Genomic DNA, 22,416 nt, shown 5'->3' with positions numbered 1-22,416 from the left:
CCAGCCACTGGCAACGTAGTAGTCACCGGCAAGCCAGGTGCGACCGTGCAGGCGCAAGACCAGAACGGCAAACCAATTGGCAACCCAGTCACTCTGGACGACAAAGGTCAGGGCACCATAACGCTGCCAGGCAACACTAGCGGCCAACAGGTCGGCGTGGCGCTCGATGACGGCATCAACCCACCGCTCACGACCAATGTCGAAGTACCGTTGCTGGCACCGCAGTTGGGCACTGTCGATCCAGCCACCGGCAATGTAGTGGTCACCGGCAAGCCAGGTGCGACCGTGCAGGCGCAGGACGCAAACGGCAAGCCAATTGGCAAACCAGTCACTTTGGACGATAAAGGCGAGGGCACTCTCACACTGCCTGGCAATTCCAGTGACCAAAAGGTCGGCGTGGTGCTCAATGACGGCATCAACCCACCGCTCACAACCAACCTTGACGTGCCGTTGTTGGCACCGCAGTTGGGTCCTGTCGATCCTGCCACCGGTCTGTTGCCGGTCATCGGCAAGCCAGGAGCCAGCGTTCAGTTACAAGATAGTACTGGCGCCTCGATTGGTAATCCTGTCGTCCTGGACGCCCAGGGCAACGGCACGTTGACGCTGCCTGCAAGCACCGCTGGCGAAAGCGTGCAAGCTGTGCAGACGTCGGACACCATCACATCGCCGACCAGCCCAACGCTGGCCATCCCCACATTGACCCCTACCGTGGGCGCAATCGACCCGCAAACCGGCATCCTCGAAGTGACGGGCAAACCAGGCGCGACCGTGCAGTTGAAAGACAGCGCGGGCAAAACCGTGGGTACTCCGGTCACCCTGGACGCCGACGGCAAAGGCACGTTGCAAATCCCGACCACCCTGAGCGACCAGCCCGTGACGGTCACCCAGACCGTGGACAACAACGAGTCCCTGGCCACCGCTCCACAGACCGTGCCGTTGTTGAAGCCAGAGCTGGGTGATGTCAACGCCGCCACCGGCGGGTTGACGGTTACCGGCAAACCAGGTGCCACCGTGCAGTTGCAAGACAGCACTGGCAAATCGATCGGTACTCCAATCGTCCTGAGTGACGAGGGCGAAGGCGTGCTGACGTTGCCTGCAAACACCTCAGGCGAAAGCGTGAAGGCCGTGCAGACGTCGGGTACGGCCACATCGCCCGCCAGCGACTTGCTGACTGTCCCCGTATTGACCCCCGTCGTGGGCACAATCGATCCGGAAGGCACCCTCCTGGTGCAGGGGAAACCGGGTGCCACCGTGCAGTTGAAGGACAGCACAGGCAGCACCGTGGGCACGCCAGTCACGCTGGACGCGCAAGGCCAGGGCTCACTGCAAGTCCCGACGACCTTGAGCGACCTGCCTGTGACGGTCACCCAGACCGTGGACAACATCGAGTCACCACCCACCACCGCGCTGACTGCGCCGTTGCTGAAACCCGAACTGGGTGATGTCAACGCCTCCGGCCAGTTGCTGGTTACCGGTAAGCCAGGCGCTAGTGTGCAATTGCAGGACAGCGAAGGAGCACCGATTGGCGCGCCAGTGATCCTGGATGAGCAGGGCCAGTTCCTGATCACGCTGCCCCAGGAAGCCAGCGGCGAAAATCTGCAGGCCGTTCAAACCTCGGGCACTGTGCAATCGCCCGTCAGTAATACCGTGTTGGCGCCGGTGCTTGCACCGGTTGTGGGCGCTGTCGATGCGGCCAACAACCTGTTGAATGTTCAAGGTAAACCGAACGCGACCGTGCAGTTGAAAGACAGCACTGGCCAGCCGATCGGCAGCCCGGTGACGCTGGATGCCCAAGGCGACGGCCAGATCACACTGCGCCCGCAATTGAGCAGCCTGGATCTGACCGTCACTCAGGTGGTCGACAGTACCGAGTCTGGCCCTTCCGGCGTGGCTGTACCTATGCTGACACCGATACTGGGCCAGGTTGACGGAGGAACGCGAAATGTCACCCTGGACGGTAAACCTGGGGCCGTGTTCCAGGTATTTAACGACGTAACAGGCGAGGTCTACGTTCGAGGTGTTTTCGATCCGGACGGTAAGGCAACGGTAACGCTGCCCTTCAACGCCAGCGGACAAAGAATCAGCGCCAGCCAGGAAGACGCTGCTACCACCAGCCGCACGGATGCGCTTGACGCACAGTTTGATAACCCGGAGCTGCAAACGGTCGAACCGAACAAGCCGGCCAAGCGCTCAGAAAAGGCCCCATCGATTGAGGTTCCGCTGTTCGAGCCGAAATTGACTTTCAGCGAAGACGGCACCGCCCTGGAGATCGTCGGTATGCCGGGTGGGCAAGTAGAGGTCAAGAACGCTGCGGGTGAAGTGGTTGAACGCCTCACGTTGGGTAATGATGGCAAGGGCAATCTGGTCCTTTCTCCGGCATTGCGTGGAGAGTCGGTCAGCGTAACCATCAAGGATGGGCAGGAAGAATCTGCGACAGTACAGACTGCCATTCCTTTGCTCAAAGTGGTGTTGGGCCCGGTTGATCCAATAACCGGCCAGATGGCGATCGAAGGCAAAGCGGGCGCCAGCGTGCAGTTGCAAGACAAGGACGGCAAACCGGTGGGGTCGCCTGTGACGTTGGATGCCCAAGGCAAAGGCGTGATCTCGATTCCGGCCTCCCTTGGCGCAGAGACTCTGCAGGCGGTTCAAACCTTCAAGGAGGTCAAGTCGCCTGTCAGCGATGCCCAGGTGGTTCCGCTACTTGCGCCAACCCTGGCATTTGATGCGGCCAAAGAGGAGCTATCGGTCACCGGCAAGCCAAACGTCTCTGTGCAGTTGCAGGACAAAGACGGCAATCCGGTCGGCACTCCGGTACAGCTAGATGCACAAGGCCATGCCGTGATCAAGTTGCCCCATGCCCTGGGAGGTGAGGAAGTGGGCGTGGTTGCCCAAGCGGCAGGTATTACGTCGCAGGCCGCGGCGCTCGAAGTGCCGTTGCTGGCGCCAGTGTTCGGCGCGGTCGATGCGGTCACCGGGCAGGTGAGCGTAGAAGGTAAGCCCAACGCTATTGTGCAAATCAACAACCCGGACGGCACAATCGTTCGTGTGCCTCTGGATGCAAATGGCAAGGGCAGTGTGCTGTTGCCGTCCGGCGCGAGCGGTGAAGACCTCAAGGCGATGGTCAGCCTGGGCGGCCTGGAGTCGGCCCCTGCCACCCTGTCGGTACCTGTGCTGGCGCCCCGTGATGCGGTGATCAATGACACCGGCAGTGCGGTAACGGTCAAGGGCAAGCCGGGAGAAATCATCAAGGTCATGGATGCCAGCGGCAAGGAGCTGGGCAGTGGCGTGGTGAACAAGACCGGTTCTGTCGAGATTGCCTTGAGCACGCCTCAGAAGACCGGCGCCGTCTTGAGCGTGACGGCCTACGACGAGGGGAAGGCATCGCCAAGCGTTTCTGTCGTGGCGCCGTTTATCGATGCGGACCTGCCATTGCCACCTACCGACCTGAATATCAACCCCAGCGGCACTCGCGTGTTGGGCAAGGTCAAGCCAGGTGAAACGGTCAAGATCGTCAACCTCGAGACTCAACAGGATCTGGGCACGTTTGCAACTGGGCCCGACGGTATGTTTTCGGCCAATATCCCCGCGCAGAATGGCGGTGACAGGCTTGCCATCAGCGCGGTCAAGGGTGACAAGGTGTCGGAGCCTGCGCTGTTGCTGGTACCCCTGAGCGCCGAAGACACGCCAGCCAAGCCTTTCGATGTGAGTGTGGACGCCACCGGCACCAAGGTGCAGGGCAAAGGTGCGCCGAACACCATCGTATTGATCAAAGCAGCGGACGACACAACCGTGATCGCCAAGGGCATCGTCGGGCCGGACGGCACTTTCGAGGTCACTATCCCCGTACAGCCGGGCGGTCAACTGTTGAATGTCGCGTTGCAGAACAACGACAAGGTGTCCGCTTCTGAATCGGTCATGACGCCGCACATTGCCTCCAATACGCCGACAGAGGTGCAAGTCGACGAAGCCGGCACCCAGGTGACGGGCAAGGGCAACACGGGCGAAACCATCCGCGTCAAGGATGCCCAGGGCAAAGAGATCGGTTCCGGGGTTGTCCAGCAGGATGGCACCTTTGTGGTCAACATCCCGAAACAGCCCGATGGCACCACCCTGGCGGTGACGGCACAAGGGCAGGGCGTGGAGTCTGCACCGGCCTATGTGAAAACACCGGTCACTGAGGTTGATCGACCTGCACAACCGGAAGCTCACCTGGATGCCGCTGGCACCCAGATCACCGGCAAGACCCTGCCAGGTGCGAGCGTGTCGGTCAAGGACGCCAACGGCCAGTTGCTGGCCGGGCCAATCGTGGCGGGCGAGGATGGTACGTTCGCCGCAACCATTACCAGGCAGCCTGCGGGCAGTAAGGTTTCGGTGGTGGCTGAATTGGCAGGCAAGGAGTCGCTGCCAACCGAACTGATTGCACCTCAGGTAGCGGGCGAGGCCATCCCGGCGCCGTTGAGCGCGATGATCAGTGCCGATGGCAAACTCGTCTCCGGCAAGGCCACGCCCAATACCAAGGTGGTGGTGAAAAATGCCGCAGGCGAGACCCTGGGCGAACAACCTGTCGATGCCGACGGCAACTATGAGGTGCCGGTAAAAGCACAGATGGGCGGGACAGTGTTGCAGGTGACTTCAGCGTCCCTGGATAACCAGTCCACCTCCACAGGTTCAGTGTCGGTAACAGCGCCTTATCAATTGGTGGCGGAACACAATGAGGTCACCGTCAGCCAGTTTATTGATCCAAACATCGCCAACCTGGAGCAGACCAAATCCGCTAGCTTCGTCACACCGGGCAGCTCGGGCGTGAACAGCGTTGTTAATTGGTTTTCCAATAAGTTGGGTGGCGGGGATGTCTTGCCGATTTCAGCCACTTATCACTTCGTTGTCAGTGACAGTGAAAAGGTCGAGATTGCGGTCAGTAGCTCGGCACCGATAAACATTGATGTGGTGAACTTCAATGGCGTGAAACTGGAAAAGTTGGTCAACGGTCAATGGGTTGATGTGAGGGACAGCAGGGGGATCGGCCTTGGCAACGTGTCGGTCCTGCCGATCATTGCGACCAAGTCGGGTATCTCCCTGGCCTATGAAATGCCGGGTGAATACCGAGTCACGGTCGATAACTTCGACGTTTTGGGTGTCGGGATCAAGACCTATACCACCAGCATTGTTCATACCTCGTTCATTGGTGGTTTTGCCAACAGTGCGATAAAGAGTGACCTGATTCTGCCGGCAGGCGCAACGTTGTTGAAGGTCAACAATACGACACTTGCCAATGAAGTGCGCACGGTGGTCAAAGGCCAGTTTGGTGACCTGAGCATCGGCGCCGATGGTCAAGCCACCTACAGGCAGAACAGCAATGCCACCCCTTCGGACCAGACCGAGACGTTCTCGTATGAGGCCAGGACTGCTGGGGGAGCCATTCTCACCTCGACCTTCCAAATTGATATCAAGGCGTATTCCGTCTCGGGTGATTTGATCGACAGTGATGATGCCAGCATCGTCAGCGTCGATGGCAAATCGGTGCCTTCGATCAATCAGGAAACCATTGCCGGTAAATACGGTGATTTGAAAGTCGCGGCGAACGGTGACTACACCTACACGCCAAAACTCAGCCTGACGGGTCTGAATGAAGTCGAGACTTTCTCGTATCAAGTACGGCACACGAACGGCGAGACGGTGACCTCCACCCTGGCGGTGAAGATTGCCGACTCCAAGCTCGTCACCGAGCTCAACGAGGTGTCGACCAGTGTGGCCCCCGCGCCTGATCTGGCGGCGCAACTCGCTCAGCCGGAAAGCCAGGTGCAGACAGACGTAGACAGCGACACTGCACTGCCGTCGTTCAACCTGGGTCAGGGGCCAAACCTGGACGTCAACAAGCTGGTCAGCCTGCAAGCCAAGGACGATCCGGCCAAGCCCGCGTTGACGGTGACCTTGAACGATATCTTGCAAGCCGATGGCACGGTGTCGAAGTCGACATCTGCCTCGACCCTGGACTTGCCGGATTCGTGGAAACCCGATGGCGTCAAGGCGCCGCTGGATGGCCATGAGTATGTGCACTACATCGATGAAACGTCGAAGAAAGACCTCTGGGTCGAGAGTGGTGTTTCCGTTGTTTAAGTCGTAATGACAGAGCCCTGGGCCGTATGGCCCAGGGTTATTTTCCCTGAGTGTCAATTATGTTCCGGATATTCCATCCCCGGCGTGATATTGCCTGCCTGACGATAGCCTTATCGTTCAGTTCGGGCGGTGTGGTCGGGCAGGTCAATGCACCCTCTGTGCATGACCAACCCCAAGATCAGGTTGCGCCTACCGTGCATCCGATCAAGAACAGTCAAGTGCAAGAAACGGTGCCCGCGCCCTCTTTGGTTTCATTGATTGAAGCCGGGCAGTTTCTTCCACCTTCCGCTCCCCAACTGAGCGTGAACACCTTAGCCACTGCCGGCACCGCGGCGCTGGATATGCGGGCGGCCGTGCGCCAGGCCTTAACCTCGTACCCGGATATCCTGCGGGCGCGGGAAGGGGTCAATGAACAAGTGCAGCGGGTAGAAGTGGCGCAGGCCGGCTATTACCCCAGGATCAGCGGTGGCGTGCGCAGCGGCTACCAAAGTGGTGTGCCTGGCAGTCACAGTGCCCAGGTCTTCGACGTCAGTGCCTCGCAGATGCTGTATGACTTCGGCAAGGTGTCCAGCGCTGTCGAGGCCAGCCAGGCCGGTGTCACCGAGCGCGAGGCAGACGTGCGCCTGAGTGTCGAACAGGTTGCCATGAATACCGCATTGGCCTTTCTTGACGGCCAGTATTACCAGCGGTTGATTGCGATCACCCAGGACCAGATCGACAGCCTGGAAAAAGTCTCCGACCTGGCGCGCCAGCGTCTGGACATGGGCGCCAGTACCCGTTCGGACTATGTGCAAACCATGTCGCGTATTGAAGCTGCCAAGGTCACCGGCTTCCAGCATCAAGCCAGCCTGGCGCGTACGTTCGCCACATTGTCGAACCTGATCGGGCAACCTCGGGTCGAGGGTGTGTCCGACCATTTCCCGCGGGAACTGGAGCAGTCGTGCCAGCAGGTCGATGCCAAGATGCAGGACAACCCTGAGGTGCAGTCCGCCCAAGCGCGGGTAGCCCGGGCCGAGGCCGAAGTGAGCGCCGCCAAGGCAGCCGGGCTACCGACACTGTCCCTGGAGCCGACATTCAGCCACCAGCTGGATGGCAGCCCAGGTACGGACCAGGACCGCAGCCGCTACAGCGTCTTCCTCAACGCGAGCATGCCGATCTATCAGGGTAACGCGATCCAGGCCGGCAAGGCGGCCAGCGAGAGGGCCCTGGCGTCCTCCCAGGCCGGCCTCGATACTGCCCGTTTGCGCGCGCGCCAGGAAATGCAGCAGTCGCAGAGCCAGGTGCTGAAGTTACATGCCAGCCTGGGTGCCCAAACCGTGCGCGAAAGCACGATCAATGAAACTCGCGTGCTCTACCGCCAGCAATACCTTGAGTTGGGCACCCGGCCGCTGCTGGATCTGCTCAATGCCGAGCAAGAGGCGTATTTGTCGCGGGTCGAGCAGCAGACCACGCTCAATAGCCTGCGTCGGTTACAGATCAACTGCCTGTATAGCGCAGGCCATCTCAGTCAGGCGTTTGGTGCTGCCAACGACGCCACCTACCGTGAGCGTTTGCCATGAACCGCCGTGCCCAAGAACCCCTGCAAGCCAGTCCGCCATCTGTTTCCCCGCCCTGGCTGGAAATGTTGTTGCTGGTTGCTGGTCATTACAACCTGAGCTTCTCCCCCGAGGATGCGCGGCTGGCCGCTGCCTGGCAGGGCAGTGCGCATTCCGATGACCAGCTGTATGCCATTGCCAAACACTTGGGACTGTCGGTCAAGATTGATGAAGAGTTACAGGCCGAAGACCTGACTCAATGGCGTTTACCGTTGCTGGTGCAATTGGCCGATGGCCAATTGGCGCTGATCGAAGGCTTGCGCGCCGAGGACTCGCTGCAAGTGCGGCTCAGCGGCGACCATGGCCTGGCCACGGTGTTGTCGCGCCAGGAACTGCTGGAGCAGTGCCGCCGGGTCATCCTGCTGCGCCCGGTGGGTAATCGCGCCGACGTGCGTGTGGACGACTACATCAAGCCGTATGACAAAAACTGGTTCAAGGGCATCGTCCTGCAGGACTTGAAGTCCTATCGCTACGTGATGTTCGCCTCGTTGGTTGCCAACCTGATGGGGTTGGCCGGGGTGCTGTTTTCCATGCAGACTTACGACCGGGTGATCCCTGCCGGTTCCATGCCGACCTTGTACGTCCTGTTTATCGGGGTACTGCTGGCAGCGGGTATTGATTTCACCATCCGCAACGCCCGTTCCCATGTCACCGACCTGCTGGGCAAGCGTGCGGACACACGTCTCTCCGACAAGGTCTTTGGCCACGCCATACGCCTGCGCAACTCGGCCCGGCCGCGTTCCACCGGCACCTTCATTTCCCAGGTTCGCGAGCTGGAACAGATTCGCGAACTGATTACTTCCAGCACCATCACGGCGCTGGCGGACCTGCCGTTTTTCCTGCTGTTCCTCGGCGTATTCTGGCTGCTGGTCGGCCCGCTGGTGCTGGTGCCGCTGTGCGCGCTGGTGTTGATGGTCACCCCGGGTCTGTTGTGCCAGGCCAAGTTGGGGCGCCTGGCCAATGAAGCGTTGCGCGAATCCAGCCTGCGCAATGCCTTGCTGGTGGAAACCATCCAGGGCATGGAGGACGTCAAGGCGCTGCAAGCCGAGCAGAAATTCCAGCTGAGCTGGAACCACTACAACGCAACCACCGCCTCGGCGAACCTGCGGCTCAAGGCCTTGACCCATCGCTTGCAGTACTGGTCGCAATCGATGCAGACCCTGGTGTTTGCCGTGGTGATTTTCTTTGGCGCGCCGATGGTGATGGCCGGCGACCTGACCACCGGCGCACTGGTGGCGGCATCGATCCTCGGCTCACGCATGATGGCGCCGATGGCCCAGTTGACCCAGGTGATCATTCGCTGGCAGCAGGCCAAGACCGCCCTGGCAGGCTTGGACAAACTGATGCAGTTGCCCACCGACCACCCCGAACACAGCCACAAAGTCCACCGTGCCCACCTGTACGGCGACTATGTACTGGACCAGGCGGTATTTGCCTATGGCGATGACAGCCCGGTGCTGCAAGTCAGCCAACTGAAGATTCGTGCCGGCGAACGCATTGCCGTGCTGGGCCGCAACGGCGCAGGCAAGTCCACGCTGTTGCAGGCGCTGGTCGGGGGCGTGGATTCACGCTCTGGCCTGGTCAGCCTCGATGGCGTGGCATTGCAACACCTGGACCCGGCAGACGTGCGGCGGGATGTGGCCTTGTTGACCCAGGACTCGCACCTGTTCCACGGCACCATCCGCGAGAACCTGAAACTGGGCGCGCCGTTGGCCGCTGACCAGGAAATGCTCTCGGCACTGGCCCTGACCGGCGCCGATGGGTTTATCAAAAAGCTGCCGACGGGCCTGGATCATTTGATTCTGGAAGGCGGGCTGGGGCTCTCCGGCGGCCAGAAACAATCGCTGTTGCTGGCTCGCCTGTTGTTGCGCCAACCCAACGTGCTGTTGCTGGACGAACCGACCTCTTCACTGGATGAAGGGGCAGAGCGCCTGTTTCTGCAAAACCTCGACCAATGGGCACAGGGCAAGACCTTGCTGATTGCCACCCACCGCCTGGCGTTGTTGGAGTTGGTCGAGCGAATCATCGTCGTCGATGACGGCAAAATCGTGCTGGATGAACCCAAGGAGGAAGCGATCCGTCGACTCAGCGCCACTCATTCCAATGGAGCATCTCAGCATGGCTGATGTTCACGAAAAACTGGCGCGGTTGCGTGCCTATCTACGCAATAGAAAATCACTGGAGGCCATGGACCCGGCCGATGACGCTGCGCTGCATCGCTCGACGCGGATCATCGGCAGCCTGGTGTTGATCGTGCTGATCCTGGGCACCTGGGCGTGGCTGGGGCGGCTCGATGAAGTGTCCAAGGGCGACGGCAAGGTAATTCCAAGCTCCCATGAGCAAGTCATTCAATCACTGGAAGGCGGTATTCTGGCGGAGCTTAACGTTGCCGAAGGTGACCTGGTGGAGCAGGGGCAAGTGTTGGCCCAGCTTGACCCGACGAAGTCCGAATCGAATGTCGAAGAGAGCGCTGCGCGCTACCGGGCTGTCCTGGCCAGCGCCACACGGTTGCAGGCGGAGGTGGACGGTAAACCACTGAGTTTTCCTGACGAACTGCAGGCCTACCCCGAGCTGATCAAGCGCGAAACCAGGCTGTATCAGGAGCGTATCAGCCGGCTCAAGGAATCCCTGGCCGGGGTGAACGATTCGCTCGGGCTGGTCGACCGTGAGCTGAAAATCACCCAGTCACTGGCCAAGACCGGCGCCGCGAGCAACGTCGAAGTGATCCGCCTGCAGCGTCAGCGCAGCGAGCTGCAACTCAAAGCTACCGAACTGCGCTCTTCCTATCAGGTGCAGGCGGGTGAAGAGTTGGCCAAGGCGCGTTCCGAGGTCAGCTCGTTGAGTTCGGTGATTCGTGGGCGTGAAGATTCGTTGACGCGCCTGACCGTCCTGTCGCCGGTTCGCGGCATCGTCAAGGGCATCGAGGTGACAACCATTGGCGGTGTCATTTCGCCTAACGGCAAGTTGATGCAGATCGTGCCGCTGGATGATCAGTTGCTCATCGAGACGCGCATTTCACCCAGGGATATCGCGTTCATCCACCCGGACCAGGCCGCCAAAGTGAAACTCACCGCGTATGACTATTCGATCTATGGCGGGCTGGACGGCAAGGTGGTGACGATTTCTCCGGACACCATCCAGGACAAGGTCAAGCCGGAGAACTACTACTACCGAGTGTTCATCCAGACGGACTCTAACGTGCTGACCAACAAGGCCGGTGAGCGCTTCGCCATTGTGCCGGGGATGATCGCAACGGTGGACATCAAGACCGGCTCCAAGACCGTGCTGGACTATCTGATCAAGCCGTTCAACAAGGCCCAGGAGGCCATGCGGGAACGCTGAGCCTGGCGTGGCTATTCAAACCTCTCCTTTAAAGTCGAATCGGTTGAAGAATATGTTTCCTGATTGTGTTGTGGTCATTGAACATCATGCGTTCCAGCGTGCCGTGCTGGTCAAGGCCCTTGGCAATCTGGGGGTAGGCAATGTGCTATCGACCAGCGATGCCGAGCAGGCTATTGACCTGCTGAAACAGCTGCCCAGGGTCGATATCGTTTTTTTCGACCTGGCAGACGGTTCGATCAACCACTCTGCGTTCCTGAAAGTGGCCGGCGAGTTGGGAAACGTCCAGACGTTGGTGGCCTACAGCGAGTTGCAGGCTGATCTTTATCGCACCGTGAAGCAGATGAAGACGCTGTCGGGCCTGAAGTTGTTGGGCATTCTGGACAAGCCGCTGGATATGCAGGATTTGCAGCGGTTATTGGAAAATTTCAAGCTGCGCCACCATGTCTTGACGACGCCCGACCTGTCGGTACCTGAACTGATCCCTGAAGACCAGGTGCGACACGGTTTGGCGGTGGGTGCATTCGAGGCCTGGTACCAACCCAAATTCGATCTTGTCGAGCGTCGGCTGTTTGGCGTTGAAGCGCTGGTGCGCTGGCGTCACCCCACACGGGGGATGTTGCTGCCCCGTGATCTGTTAGGCGCCGTACTGGCCTATGACTTGATTGACGAGATGCTCAAGCAACTGCTCGACCAGGGTATTGCATTGCTGCTGCAGTTGCGCGCGCAAGGTATTGACCTGGGAATGGCGTTCAACCTGACAGCCTCCCAACTGGTTCGAAATGACTTGGTTGACTACATTATTCAATGCTTGCAAGGGTATGACCTGCCAGGTTCGGGCCTGACATTCGAAGTCGCTGAAAGCAGCCTGCTGGACCTGCCGGCATCGGCATTGGCAAACCTTCTGCGCTTGCGCGAGGCGGGGTGTGGGTTGTCGATCGATGACTTTGGCCTGGGTTTTTCCTCACTACGGTTGCTGGCGCAGCTGCCCTTCAACCAGATCAAGCTCGACGGCGTGTTCGTTCAGGACCTTGCCAACCCGGGTAACCGGGCCGTGGTTGCCAGCAGTCTCGCGTTGACCCGGGCATTGCAGATGGACCTGATTATCGAGGGGGTTGGCAGCCAATCGGCACTCGATACACTGGTTGACCTGGGCTGCCATTTTGGCCAGGGTTTTCACTTGGCGGTGCCCATGCCCGGTGCTGACTTTTGCGGTTGGTTGGAGCGCTACCAAAACCGGTAGGGCTTGCTGGCGCAGTCAGGCCATTAAAATATTTCAGGCCTGTGTTTTGTCGACGTGAAACTGAGCTACCTTAATAGTTTGACGTGCCGGTCTCGCAGATGCTGCTCCTTATGCTGATGAAAAAGAGGTTTGTATGTTGAAAGCATTAATCGTCGACGACCATCCGTTTATTCGCTCGTCTGTAAAAATGCTCCTCAAGGCAGGGCAGGTGGAAGTGGTGGCCGAAGCCGAGAATGGTGTCGAGGCGGTTTACCTGGCTCGCAAGCATGTGCCGGACTTGATCGTGCTGGATATTTCGATGCCGCTGCTCGACGGCCTGGAGGTCATCAGTCGCATTTGCGCCTTGGACCTGCCGATCAGAATCCTCGTGCTGACCTCGCTGGACGCGACCTTTTATGCCCATCGCTGCATGACCATCGGCGCGTCCGGTTATGTCTCCAAAAGCGATGATCTTGAGGAACTCATGCGTGCAGTCAAAGTGATTCGCGAGGGCTTCAGTTATTTTCCGGTGCTCTCCAACAGCTCGGTGCGCCCGGTCGATAACCAGACACCCGAGCATGAGCTGATTCAGCAGTTGTCCAATCGCGAACTGGCCATTCTGCAGCAGCTTGCCCGTGGTTACAGTAACAAGGAGATCGGTGACGCTATGTTGTTGAGCAACAAGACGATCAGCACCTATAAAACCCGGCTGATTGAAAAGCTCAAGGTCAAGTCGGTGGTCTATCTGGCCGACTTTGCCAAACGTCATCACCTGATCTGAATGAGGCGCCTGTCGGGTTACTTCATTTTTTTCCTTTGTTTGGGAGTACTCGGCCAATCCCATGCCGCTGAGCGGGGCTTTGAGTCGCTGACCCTGCTGGGGCGCGAGCCTGCGGCTGATTTTGATGTTGAACTGCAGAACCATGACTGGCGGTGGCTACGCAATAAAAAGGTCCTGGTGGTCGGCACAGCACGCAGCGATCCGGCACCCTTGGTGGTGTCGTCCGACCCTGCCGATTTTGAGGGGGTGACGGCTGATTACGTCGGGCTGCTGGCTGCTGTGTTAGGCGTTGATGTCCAGATCCGGCGTTATGACAACAAGGATCTGGCCTTGCAGGCACTCAAGACCGGGGAGTTGGATCTGCTGGGCTCCGCACGGGAATATGAAGTGGCGCAAGCAGGGCTGGTCATGTCGCGTCCCTACCTTCTGGATCAGATGGTGCTGGCAACCAGCCGCGGTTCGGACAGCGACGTGCAGCAAGATCTTGCAGGCAAGCGGCTGGCGATGTCCAAATACTACGTTGAGCCCTCCGTTATCCAGGCGCTTTACCCAAAAGCAACAATCGAACTGTACCCCACGGCGCTGGAGGGCATCAGTGCGGTGGCCTTCGGTCAGGCGGATGCATTCGTGGGCGCGGGGATCACATCCAGCTATCTGATTGGGCAAAACTTCTACACCGATATGCACCTGAGGCCCTCAGCCGATAAAAAGGTCAGCGGTATCGGTTTTGTCTTGAATGCCGACAACAAGCAGTTGTTGCATGTGGTCAACCAGGCGCTGAACGCGATTCCCGCTGCCGAGAAGCAGTCGATTGCGCGGCGTTGGAGGTTGCGGGCCACCGCCGGAGAGGGCCTTGAGCTTGGCCTCAGTCCGCAAGAGGAGCAATGGCTGGCAGAGCATCCTAAACTGCGGGTGGCGGTGATCGATGGCAACCCGCCGTTTACTTTTTTTGATCAAAATGACCTGCTCCGGGGCCTCAACGCCGACTTGCTGGAGAAAATCAGCCAGCGAACCCATATACAGTTTGAAGTGATCCGCGCGCGCTCCGTTGATGAGCAGGCTGATCTGTTGGTGGGGGGGCAGGCAGATCTGGCGCCCACGTTCAGGCATGATGAGCGAATGGGTGAGCTGCGATATACCCGGCCTTTCATGTCCAACCCCGACGTGTTGGTCACCCGCGTGGGCGATGGCCAGCCCCGAAGCCTGGACGACATGACGGGCAAGCGTCTGGTCGTCAATCCTGGCAGCTATTGGGTCACCTATGTGCCCAGGCATTACCCGGATATTACATTGATGGAGGCGGGGAGCCGTGCCGACATGATGGCGCTGGTTGCCCAGAACAAGGCGGATGCCGCTATCAGTATCCTGCTGGGCTCGCGCTATATGATCTCTACGTTCTACCGTGACCGCCTGCGCATCACGCGTACGATGGGAGAGCCTCCAGCCCAGTTGAGATTGGCGACTGATCGCAGGTCTTTGGAGCTCTACTCGATCCTCGATAAAACCCTGCGCAGTTTTTCCCGCGAAGAGCTCGACGACCTGTCCGATCGCTGGCGTGGCGAAGTCATGCTGGACAATCGCGGTACCCAGGCCAGCCGGCGGGCTTTTCTCAAGTGGCTGGCAGTGGCGATAGGCCTGTTGCTCGCTGCGGCGGGCTGGATCATCTATCTGCGCCGCCTGATTCAGCGACGTGCCGCTGCCGAACAAGCATTGAAGGAGCAGATGGACTTCCTGCACGTCCTGATTGACGGCTTGCCGCACCCCATCTACGTTCGAGACCGGCAAGCCCGAATGCTGCTGTGCAATACCCGCTACCTGGAGGCGGTTGGACGTACCGAAGAACAAGCGATGGGTACTGCGCTCGCAGGGGCCGTGGGCATTGCGCCATCTGACGCCCATGCGTTCGAGCAACAATACCGCGAGGTGATGGAGGCCGGCCAGGAGCAGATTCAGGACCGTCAGTTGTTGCTGGCCGACGGGCAGACGATTGATGCCTATCACTGGATCCTGCCGTTTCGCGATAGCAGCGGTGAAGTCAAAGGCATCATTGCCGGGTGGATCGATATCAGTGAGCGCGCACGCTTGCTCAGCCAGCTCAAAGAGGCCAAGCACGAGGCCGATGGCGCCAACCGGGCGAAGACCACGTTCCTGGCAACCATGAGCCATGAACTGCGCACGCCGATAAACGCGGTGGTCGGGATGCTGGAATTGGCGATGAAAAAGGCTGATCAAGGCATTCTCGACCGGTTTGCCATTGAAGTGGCCTCCAGCGCCGCACGTGCGTTGCTGGAGCTGATTGGCGACATTCTGGATGTGGCGCGAATCGAATCCGGGCGTTTGACCTTGACCCCTCAGAGGGCTGCCCTCAAGGAAATGGTGGAGGAGGTGGTGCGGGTGCAGGGCGCCAGCGCTCGGCTAAAGCAACTGCCGCTGATTCTGGAGTTCGATGAGCTCGCCAACCGTGATGTGTTGATCGACCCGATGCGGTTCAAGCAGGTGCTGGCAAACCTGCTGAGCAATGCAATCAAATTTACCGAAAAAGGCGAGGTGCTGGTCAGCGTCAAGGCGACACTCGACGAAGAAAATCAGCAGATGAGTATTCAGTTGCGCGTACGCGATACCGGCATCGGCATCAGCGCCGAAGACCAGTTGAAACTGTTTGCGCCCTTTACCCAGGTTGGTAGTCAGAGCCAGTTGACTGTCGGCGGATCGGGGTTAGGGCTGACCATCAGCCGTACGTTATGCGAGATGATGGACGGCGAGTTGAAGCTGAGCAGTGTGCCGGGTCTGGGCACGCAAACCGAGGTGCTGTTGACGTTGCCCATCCTGGCCCCATTGCCCCGCAGCCAGCCTGAGCCGACCGAGCTGTTGCCTGCCAGTGAGTTGAACATTCTGGTGGTTGATGACTACCCCGCCAACCGCTTGTTGCTGTTGCAACAACTGAGCTATCTGGGGCACAGCGTCAAAGACGAGCAGGACGGCGCCCATGGCTTGCGCACCTGGCGCAGCCATTCCTTTGATGTGGTGATCACCGACTGCAACATGCCAGTGATGAATGGTTATGAACTGGCCAAGGCGATCCGTGACGATGAAGCGGCTTCGGGCAAGCCGCCGTGTCTGATTCTTGGCTTCACCGCCAATGCGCAATCCGACGAGATCGAACGCTGTCTCGCTGCGGGCATGGATGATTGCCTGTTCAAACCCATCAGCATGAAGGATTTGGCCGCACGCCTGTCGGGGGTTGAGTCGTCGTTTGAACCAATGCCCGATAACGATGATGTGACGCACTTGGACGACGAGATCGACCTGGTCAGCCTTGAGCAACTGACCTACGGGGATCAGGCGTCAATCCGCAGCTTGTTGCAGGACCTGCTCAGCAGTAACGAGGAGGATCAAGTACGGCTGCTCAAACTCTTCAGCCAGAACGACCTGACCGGGCTGGCCGACCTGGCCCATCGGGTCAAGGGTGGCGCGCGCATCGTCAAGGCAAAGCGCTTGATTCACTGTTGCGAGCAGTTGCAGATAGATTGCGACGGGCACGATGCCGCACGTTTGACCCAATCAGTGGATGCACTGCACCAAACGATGGACGCGCTGACGCAGGTGTTGACGCAACGGATCGCCCAATCCGTCGACTGACTGATTTTGGGCGCGGAGACAGGACTGTAAGGTCTCTGACCTAAATTGCTCTCCGGGAAATTTCCTACATTTCGGTCAGGAAAATCCCAGGATAATTTCGGCTCAAAGAACAGAGATGACCTCTCGTATACCGAATCCGCTAGGGAGCGACCCCATCTTTCATTGACGTTGCCGAAGCAACGCACCCGCAACGTTAATGAATTTGCGTCATGGATGACCTGAATACACCTGCTCCCTCTTGGGGAGCGGGCGTTGAGGTCCATCAACCTTGTTTGAGTGGGCATCGGCTACCACCAGCAATCAGGGCGTATCGGGCGTTCGTGCTGCAACCCAATTGTGGAGAATCAGTGATGCAAGTGTTGCCCCTGCGAGTGCTGGTGCTGGAGGACCATCTGTTCCAGCAAACCGTCGCCGTCAACCTGCTGAAGAAGCTTGGCTGTCAGGATGTGTTCAGTGCTTCCAACGGCACCCAGGCCCTGGAGACCCTGCAACGGGTCGGTCCGGTGGACATTGTGGTGTGTGACCTGCGCATGGAAGGCATGGATGGCCTGGAGTTTTTGCAACGTGTGGCTCGCGTTGGCCTGGTGGGCGCGGTGATTCTCAGCAGTTCCCTCTCGGGAGACGTACGCCAGGCCGCTCGGCAATTGGTGACGCTGCTGGGGCTGCCGCTATTGGGCGACCTCGGCAAGCCGCTGCACGCTGAAGCCCTGAACGAGCTGTTGCATAAACACTTGAGCGATCCCAGGATCGCGCCGATGAGCCTCAAGCCCCTGGAGCTGGCGCAAGCTGGCGAAGTTCGCTCGGCCATGCATCAAAAGCAAATGGAAACGTACTTCCAGCCCAAGGTCAATTTGCTCAATGGTGATGTGATTGGCGTCGAGGCGCTGACACGATGGAACCACCCGACCAAAGGGGTGGTTTCTCCGGCGGTGTTCATGCCTGCCATTGAAAGTTGCGGGTTGCTCAATGAGTTACTGTTCGGTCAGATCAGGCAGGGCCTCGCGTTGGCCCGCGAGGCTTCGAGTCGCGGGCACGTGTTGAATATCGCGTTCAACCTGGAGCCGGTACAGCTCTCCAATCCCGAGCTGGTTTCCATCATCCGCGGCATCTTGTGCAGCTTCGGGCTACCGGCTTCCAGTCTGACATTTGAATTGACTGAAAGCGGTTTGCTCGAAGCCTCGGCCACCTGCCTGGAAAGCCTCGTGCGGTTGCGCATGATGGGGTGCCGGTTATCCATCGATGATTTTGGTGTGGGGTTTTCCTCCCTGCAGCGCTTGTGCCAGTTGCCTTTCAACGAGATCAAGCTTGATCGCGAGTTCGTTCGGGGGCTGGACCATGACCCAAGATGTGTTGCGGTGATCAAGTGCACGCTCGAGCTGGGCAGGGCGCTGGGCATGTCGGTGGTCGTCGAGGGCATTGAAAAACAAGATCAATATCAACAGTTGCTGGAGCTTGGGTGTGTGCAGGGGCAGGGTTATTTTTTTGCAAAACCCATGACCGAAAAAGATTTTTTGACTTGGCTGGGAGCGCGCGCCCCCTCTGGAAAGCGCGTCTGACGGTCTGCTGGCTGGTTTGGAAGGATATATAAATGCCCACACGTTCTTTACGCATCTTGATTGCCGATCACGTCCACCTGCAGCGCTTGAACCTCGAACGGATGCTCAATTACTGCGGCTACCATCGAGTGGCGCCCGTCTCTTCGTTGGAGGAGTTGCTGGCGATGATCGACCATGCCATTGAGCCCTTCGATCTGTTGCTCATCAACAGCGCATTTGTCGGTGGCGCCATGCTTGATCTTGAAGCGTTCTGCCAGGATTGCCCGAGTGTGCACCATGCGTTGATTTACGAAGGGCTGCCCCTGGCGGTGCCAAAGGCCGAAGGAAAACCGCCGGCAAGGGTGATCAAAAAGCTGCCGGGCGTTCCGGATACCGCTGCCATCAAAGGTTTTATGGACCAGATCGACCCCGCACGACCGACACCTTCACGGTATTTTTTCCTCACGCCTGCCCGCTGAACGGGCGGCGCGCGCATTCGCTACGTGCTTCCCTCCCCAAGTCGCTCCACTGCTCAACCCACGCAACGCCCCTAGGGCGTTGGTGTGTTCTTCAGTTGTTTGGCGGTGCCGGGAAGGTAGGCCACCTTCAAAAAGTAATCCTTGCCCAACAGCTTGCCCTCGCCAAACCAGGTCATGCCATTCTGCTGCAGTTTCAACCCGGAAAAATCATACTCGAACAGGGTACGGGTACTGCTGACGAACATGAACTGATCCGCGTCCAGCTTCAGCACTTTATATTCGGTGCCGGGCGGGGGCGTCTGCTCTTTCAAACGCAGCAGATAGTCGGCTGCCAGGCCCGCGAACATCTCCATGGATAACTGGCGGTATTGTTCCAGCGTCAGCCCTGGACGCTGTTGCAGCTCGGTGGCGATCAGCGCGAAAAAATCCGCATTGGTTTGTGCGATCGCCAGCTTGCCCGGCAGACTCGCCAGCAGTTTTGCCTGATCGATCTGAGGCTCACGTTTTTCTACCGGTTTGCTCTTGTCCTGGGGCGGGGCACTTGCCTGCTCGACCAGCAAACCGTTCAAGCTCAAGGGTGACAGCACGCTGATTGCCAGATACGCCGCGCAGGCACGGGTCTGCGCCTGGCGGTCACCGTTTACCAGCAACGACAATGGGTGGCCCTGTGGGGGAATGCTTTGTGCGTTGCCGCCTTGCTGCTGGATGAAGTGGTTGACGTTTGCCTGCTGGGTCTCGCCTTTGGCCAGGGCGCAGATCTGTTCCATGGCCAAGGGGTTTTTATGCGGGACGAGGGCGTCTGCCAGGCTGAACACCGCGCTTTGCAGGATGGGCAGGGCGGGCACGGCGAGCCACTCGGGCTGGCTGGCAGTAGGGGGAGAGGTTTTTTCCTGGCACCCGGCCAGGCCCAGGCAAGCGATCAAACCAAAGCATAGCGGCAGTTGGGTTTTCATTCAGGGGATCCTGTCGTGGGCAATCCGTAGGTGGGCATAGGGATGTAACTCAGCGTAGAAGAAAAATGCCCTGTGCGAGCCTGATGCAAATCTGAAGGCAGGTGAACCAAATGTGGGAGGGGGCTTGCCCCCGATAGCGCCGGATCAGTCACTGATGCTGTGAATGACACACTGCTATCGGGGGCAAGCCCCCTCCCACATTGGATACCTGCATTACGCGCAGGCCGGGCTTTTTTCATTATCGGTTCGGTTCGCAATCACCACTGATAACCAACCCCCACGGCCACGCCAGTGTCATTCTGGCTGCTCGTAGTGCCCATGAAGTTGGTCGACCAGCGACCATTCTCGGACACGTGCGAAACGCCAATAGCCAGTGCCGATTGCCCGCGGTAATTACCCATCGCCACCGACGTCATGCTGCCGCCGGCCACCGACGAGCGCGGCAGGCTGGCCATTGCCATCGCGCCGGCGATACCCGCGCTGAGGGTATCGTCCTGCTGCTTGAGGTTGTGTTTGAGATCGGCAAAGCGCTGATCGGTGTAAGCCTTGGAATTGATGTTGGCATTCATGATGCCGCGGCTCACTTGGTCAATGTTGGCGGCATCCGTGCCACGGGTGCCGGCTGCGACATTGGTGATTTGGCGTTCACCACCCGCGCTACCTACCGAGACGCTGTTCTCGCGATCGGCCACCGAGTTGGCGCCCAGGGCCACGCTGTTTTGTGCCGTGGCCTGGGCGCCGTTACCCGTTGCCGTGGCATTTTCAGCGCTGGCCACGGTGTTGCTGCCTACGGCCATGCTGTTGTTACCCGAGGCTTGCGAGCCCATGCCACCGGCTACCGCGTTGGTACCGCTTGCCTTGGGTTGCGCTGCGGCGCGGGTGTTGTTGACCTGGAATGCACCGCTGGTGCCGTTCTGCACACTGGTCACCGCTGCTTCGACTTTGGTCACGCTGCTGGTGACGTTGGCAATCGCGCCGTCCACATTTTTGATCGAACCTTGAATCTGATTCAGGCTGGTATCGGTGTAGGCCTTGGACTCGGCCACCGCACCATCGAGCTGACGCACATTGACCGCATCGGTAGCCCGGCTGCCATCAGCCACGTTGCTCACTACGCGTGTTTCGCCGGTGGTCGCGTTGCCTACCGATACGACGCCGGCCGTGGTGTTGCTTGCATTCGAATATTTGCCGGTATAGGTCTCGGTGCCGCGCTGGTCGTCACTGGCGCCCTTGCCGATGGCGACACTGCCGGCAGCGGTGGCTTTCGCGCCGTCACCCAGCGCTACCGAACTGCTGCCGCTGGCAACAGTTTCATTGCCCACGGCAATGGCCGCCGTACCGCTGGCTTGGGCATTGGGGCCTACTGCCATGGCATCGGTGCCGGTGGCGAGCGAATCGGTCTTGGACGAACTGGCGTGGAAGTACTTGATGCTTGAGCCGCTGTTCACGATGTTGTTGAGCTGAGTCGTCAGGCCGACAACGGTGTTATTGGTCAAGAAAAGCTGGCTGCCATTGACTGCGTCGGTGCTGGTAGCACTGAGGCTGCCGGCGGCGACGTTGGTCAGGGTGGTCGCAGCGCCACCTGGGTTGAAGGTCACTCGCGTTTTACTGTTCACGTCATCGTACTTGACGCCCACCGCAGCGGTATTGGCCAGGCTGTTGCTGAGGCTCGTCAAGGCATCGCCGACATTGGTGCTGGTGGTGGCGGTGGTCGTATTGCCTGCCGTATCGATGGTGGTGGTGTTGAAGCTGGGCGCGGTTACAGCACCCGTCACCGGATCCACTTGCGCGCCACCGCCCAGTGCATTGACGACGTATTGGTTTTGGCTCCCGGAGTTGGCAATCAAGTTATTGAGCTGGGCGGTGGTATTGAACAGTTGGCTGCCGTTGACCGCGTCTGTACTGGTAGCGCTCAGGCTGCCGGCAGCGACGTTGCTCAGGGTCGTTGCTGTGCCGCCTGGGTTGAAGGTGACCCGGGTTTTGGTGCTCACATTGTCGTACTTGACGCCCACTGCAGCGGTGTTGGCCAGGCTGTTGCTGAGGCCAGTCAAGGCATCGCCGACATTGTTGCTGGTGGTGGCAGTGGTTGTATTGCCAGCCGCGTCGATGGTGGTGGTGCTGAAGCTTGGTGCGGTCATGGCGCCAGTAGTCGGATCCACCTGCGCACCGCCACCCAGAGCGTTGCTCACACTTTGGCCGAGTTGGCCGATTTGGTTGCCGGCGCTGTTGGCGAGGTTGCTGATCTGCGTGCTCAGGTTGGTGACCGAGGTATTGACGTTGGTGCTCAGGTCGGTGACCGAGGTGTTGGTGGCATTCAACTGGCTGCCGTTGACCGCATCCGTGCTGGTGGCTGACACCTGCCCAGCGGCGACATTGCTGATCTGCCGCTCGGCACCGACGGCACCGACACTGAGCACGCCCACAGGCGCAGTACCGGCGTAATTGTAAGTGGTGCCATTGATCACGCCGCTGGCAGTTGCAGTGGCCGCAGCGGTGGTGGCGCCATTACCCAGGGCCAGGGAGTTGGCGATGCTGGCATTGGCACCGTTGCCCAAGGCAATGGCGTTGTCGGCCGAAGCAGTTGCCACCGGGCCGATGGCTACGCTGTCGGTGCCGGTGGCCGTGCTGTCGCCCAGGGCCGAGTTGCTGTGGAAGTACTTGATGCCGGCGCCATTGTTGATGATGTTGCCAAGCTGGGTACTGAAGCTGTTGCCCAGGTTGGTAATGGACGTATTGAGACTGGTGCCCAGGTCGGT

At 59.3% G+C, this 22,416-nt stretch carries 11 protein-coding genes; 9 read left to right on the top strand and 2 right to left on the bottom strand.

The window, feature by feature from the left end:
* The first annotated feature begins 45 nt into the window (after nucleotides 1–45).
* The 9 genes from E4P01_RS28295 to E4P01_RS15205 all read left to right on the top strand — a co-directional run bounded on the left by E4P01_RS28295 (nucleotide 46) and on the right by E4P01_RS15205 (nucleotide 18,707).
* Nucleotides 46–6,117: an Ig-like domain-containing protein gene (locus tag E4P01_RS28295; RefSeq protein WP_248130088.1), complete on the top strand. Its 6,072-nt coding sequence runs from the start codon at nucleotides 46–48 to the stop codon at nucleotides 6,115–6,117.
* A 59-nt stretch (nucleotides 6,118–6,176) separates the two neighbouring features.
* Nucleotides 6,177–7,676, top strand: coding sequence for a TolC family outer membrane protein (locus E4P01_RS15240; protein ID WP_078820954.1), 1,500 nt, complete (start codon nucleotides 6,177–6,179; stop codon nucleotides 7,674–7,676).
* On the top strand, nucleotides 7,673–9,838 hold the full coding sequence (locus tag E4P01_RS15235; protein ID WP_216091126.1) for a type I secretion system permease/ATPase: 2,166 nt from the start codon (nucleotides 7,673–7,675) through the stop codon (nucleotides 9,836–9,838). The genes E4P01_RS15240 and E4P01_RS15235 overlap by 4 nt, the downstream gene beginning before the upstream one ends.
* A 61-nt stretch (nucleotides 9,839–9,899) precedes the next feature.
* The gene (locus tag E4P01_RS15230) at nucleotides 9,900–11,054 is read left to right on the top strand and encodes an HlyD family type I secretion periplasmic adaptor subunit (RefSeq protein ID WP_078821146.1); all 1,155 of its coding nucleotides are present in this window, start codon (nucleotides 9,900–9,902) and stop codon (nucleotides 11,052–11,054) included.
* Between the two features lie 70 nt (nucleotides 11,055–11,124).
* A complete protein-coding gene (locus tag E4P01_RS15225) occupies nucleotides 11,125–12,294 on the top strand; it encodes an EAL domain-containing response regulator (RefSeq protein ID WP_164366049.1) in 1,170 nt (389 codons plus the stop codon).
* A gap of 133 nt (nucleotides 12,295–12,427) precedes the next feature.
* Nucleotides 12,428–13,054: a response regulator transcription factor gene (locus E4P01_RS15220; RefSeq protein WP_065944100.1), complete on the top strand. Its 627-nt coding sequence runs from the start codon at nucleotides 12,428–12,430 to the stop codon at nucleotides 13,052–13,054.
* Nucleotides 13,055–16,693, top strand: a complete 3,639-nt coding sequence (locus E4P01_RS15215; protein ID WP_216091127.1) for a transporter substrate-binding domain-containing protein — start codon at nucleotides 13,055–13,057, stop codon at nucleotides 16,691–16,693. It abuts the gene before it with no gap.
* Nucleotides 16,694–17,043: 350 nt separating this feature from the next.
* Entirely contained in the window at nucleotides 17,044–18,249 is a 1,206-nt protein-coding gene (locus E4P01_RS15210) for an EAL domain-containing response regulator (RefSeq protein WP_078820958.1), read from the top strand.
* A 32-nt stretch (nucleotides 18,250–18,281) separates the two neighbouring features.
* Nucleotides 18,282–18,707 (top strand): response regulator, encoded by a 426-nt coding sequence (locus E4P01_RS15205; RefSeq protein ID WP_078820959.1) that lies wholly within the window; start codon nucleotides 18,282–18,284, stop codon nucleotides 18,705–18,707.
* Nucleotides 18,708–18,778: 71 nt separating this feature from the next.
* Here E4P01_RS15205 and E4P01_RS15200 read toward each other — a convergent pair whose 3' ends face one another.
* Nucleotides 18,779–19,660 carry a hypothetical protein gene (locus tag E4P01_RS15200; protein WP_216091128.1) on the bottom strand — a complete coding sequence of 294 codons (882 nt, stop codon included), beginning with the start codon at nucleotides 19,658–19,660 and terminating at the stop codon, nucleotides 18,779–18,781.
* 257 nt (nucleotides 19,661–19,917) lie between these two features.
* Nucleotides 19,918–22,416, bottom strand: a 2,499-nt coding sequence (locus tag E4P01_RS15195; RefSeq protein WP_248130087.1) for a YadA-like family protein, incomplete at its 5' end; no start/stop codon positions are given.

This window comes from Pseudomonas sp. NCIMB 10586, assembly GCF_023127895.1.
Classification (GTDB): domain Bacteria; phylum Pseudomonadota; class Gammaproteobacteria; order Pseudomonadales; family Pseudomonadaceae; genus Aquipseudomonas; species Aquipseudomonas synxantha_A.
This window is presented reverse-complemented; position numbering and strand designations above follow the sequence as displayed.

Coding starts and splice junctions, on each gene's coding strand:
- E4P01_RS15240 (WP_078820954.1), top strand. CDS start 6,177: ATGTTCCGGATATTCCATCCCCGGCGTGATATTGCCTGCCTGACGATA.
- E4P01_RS15235 (WP_216091126.1), top strand. CDS start 7,673: ATGAACCGCCGTGCCCAAGAACCCCTGCAAGCCAGTCCGCCATCTGTT.
- E4P01_RS15230 (WP_078821146.1), top strand. CDS start 9,900: ATGGACCCGGCCGATGACGCTGCGCTGCATCGCTCGACGCGGATCATC.
- E4P01_RS15220 (WP_065944100.1), top strand. CDS start 12,428: ATGTTGAAAGCATTAATCGTCGACGACCATCCGTTTATTCGCTCGTCT.
- E4P01_RS15215 (WP_216091127.1), top strand. CDS start 13,055: ATGAGGCGCCTGTCGGGTTACTTCATTTTTTTCCTTTGTTTGGGAGTA.
- E4P01_RS15210 (WP_078820958.1), top strand. CDS start 17,044: ATGCAAGTGTTGCCCCTGCGAGTGCTGGTGCTGGAGGACCATCTGTTC.
- E4P01_RS15205 (WP_078820959.1), top strand. CDS start 18,282: ATGCCCACACGTTCTTTACGCATCTTGATTGCCGATCACGTCCACCTG.
- E4P01_RS15200 (WP_216091128.1), bottom strand. CDS start 19,660: ATGAAAACCCAACTGCCGCTATGCTTTGGTTTGATCGCTTGCCTGGGC.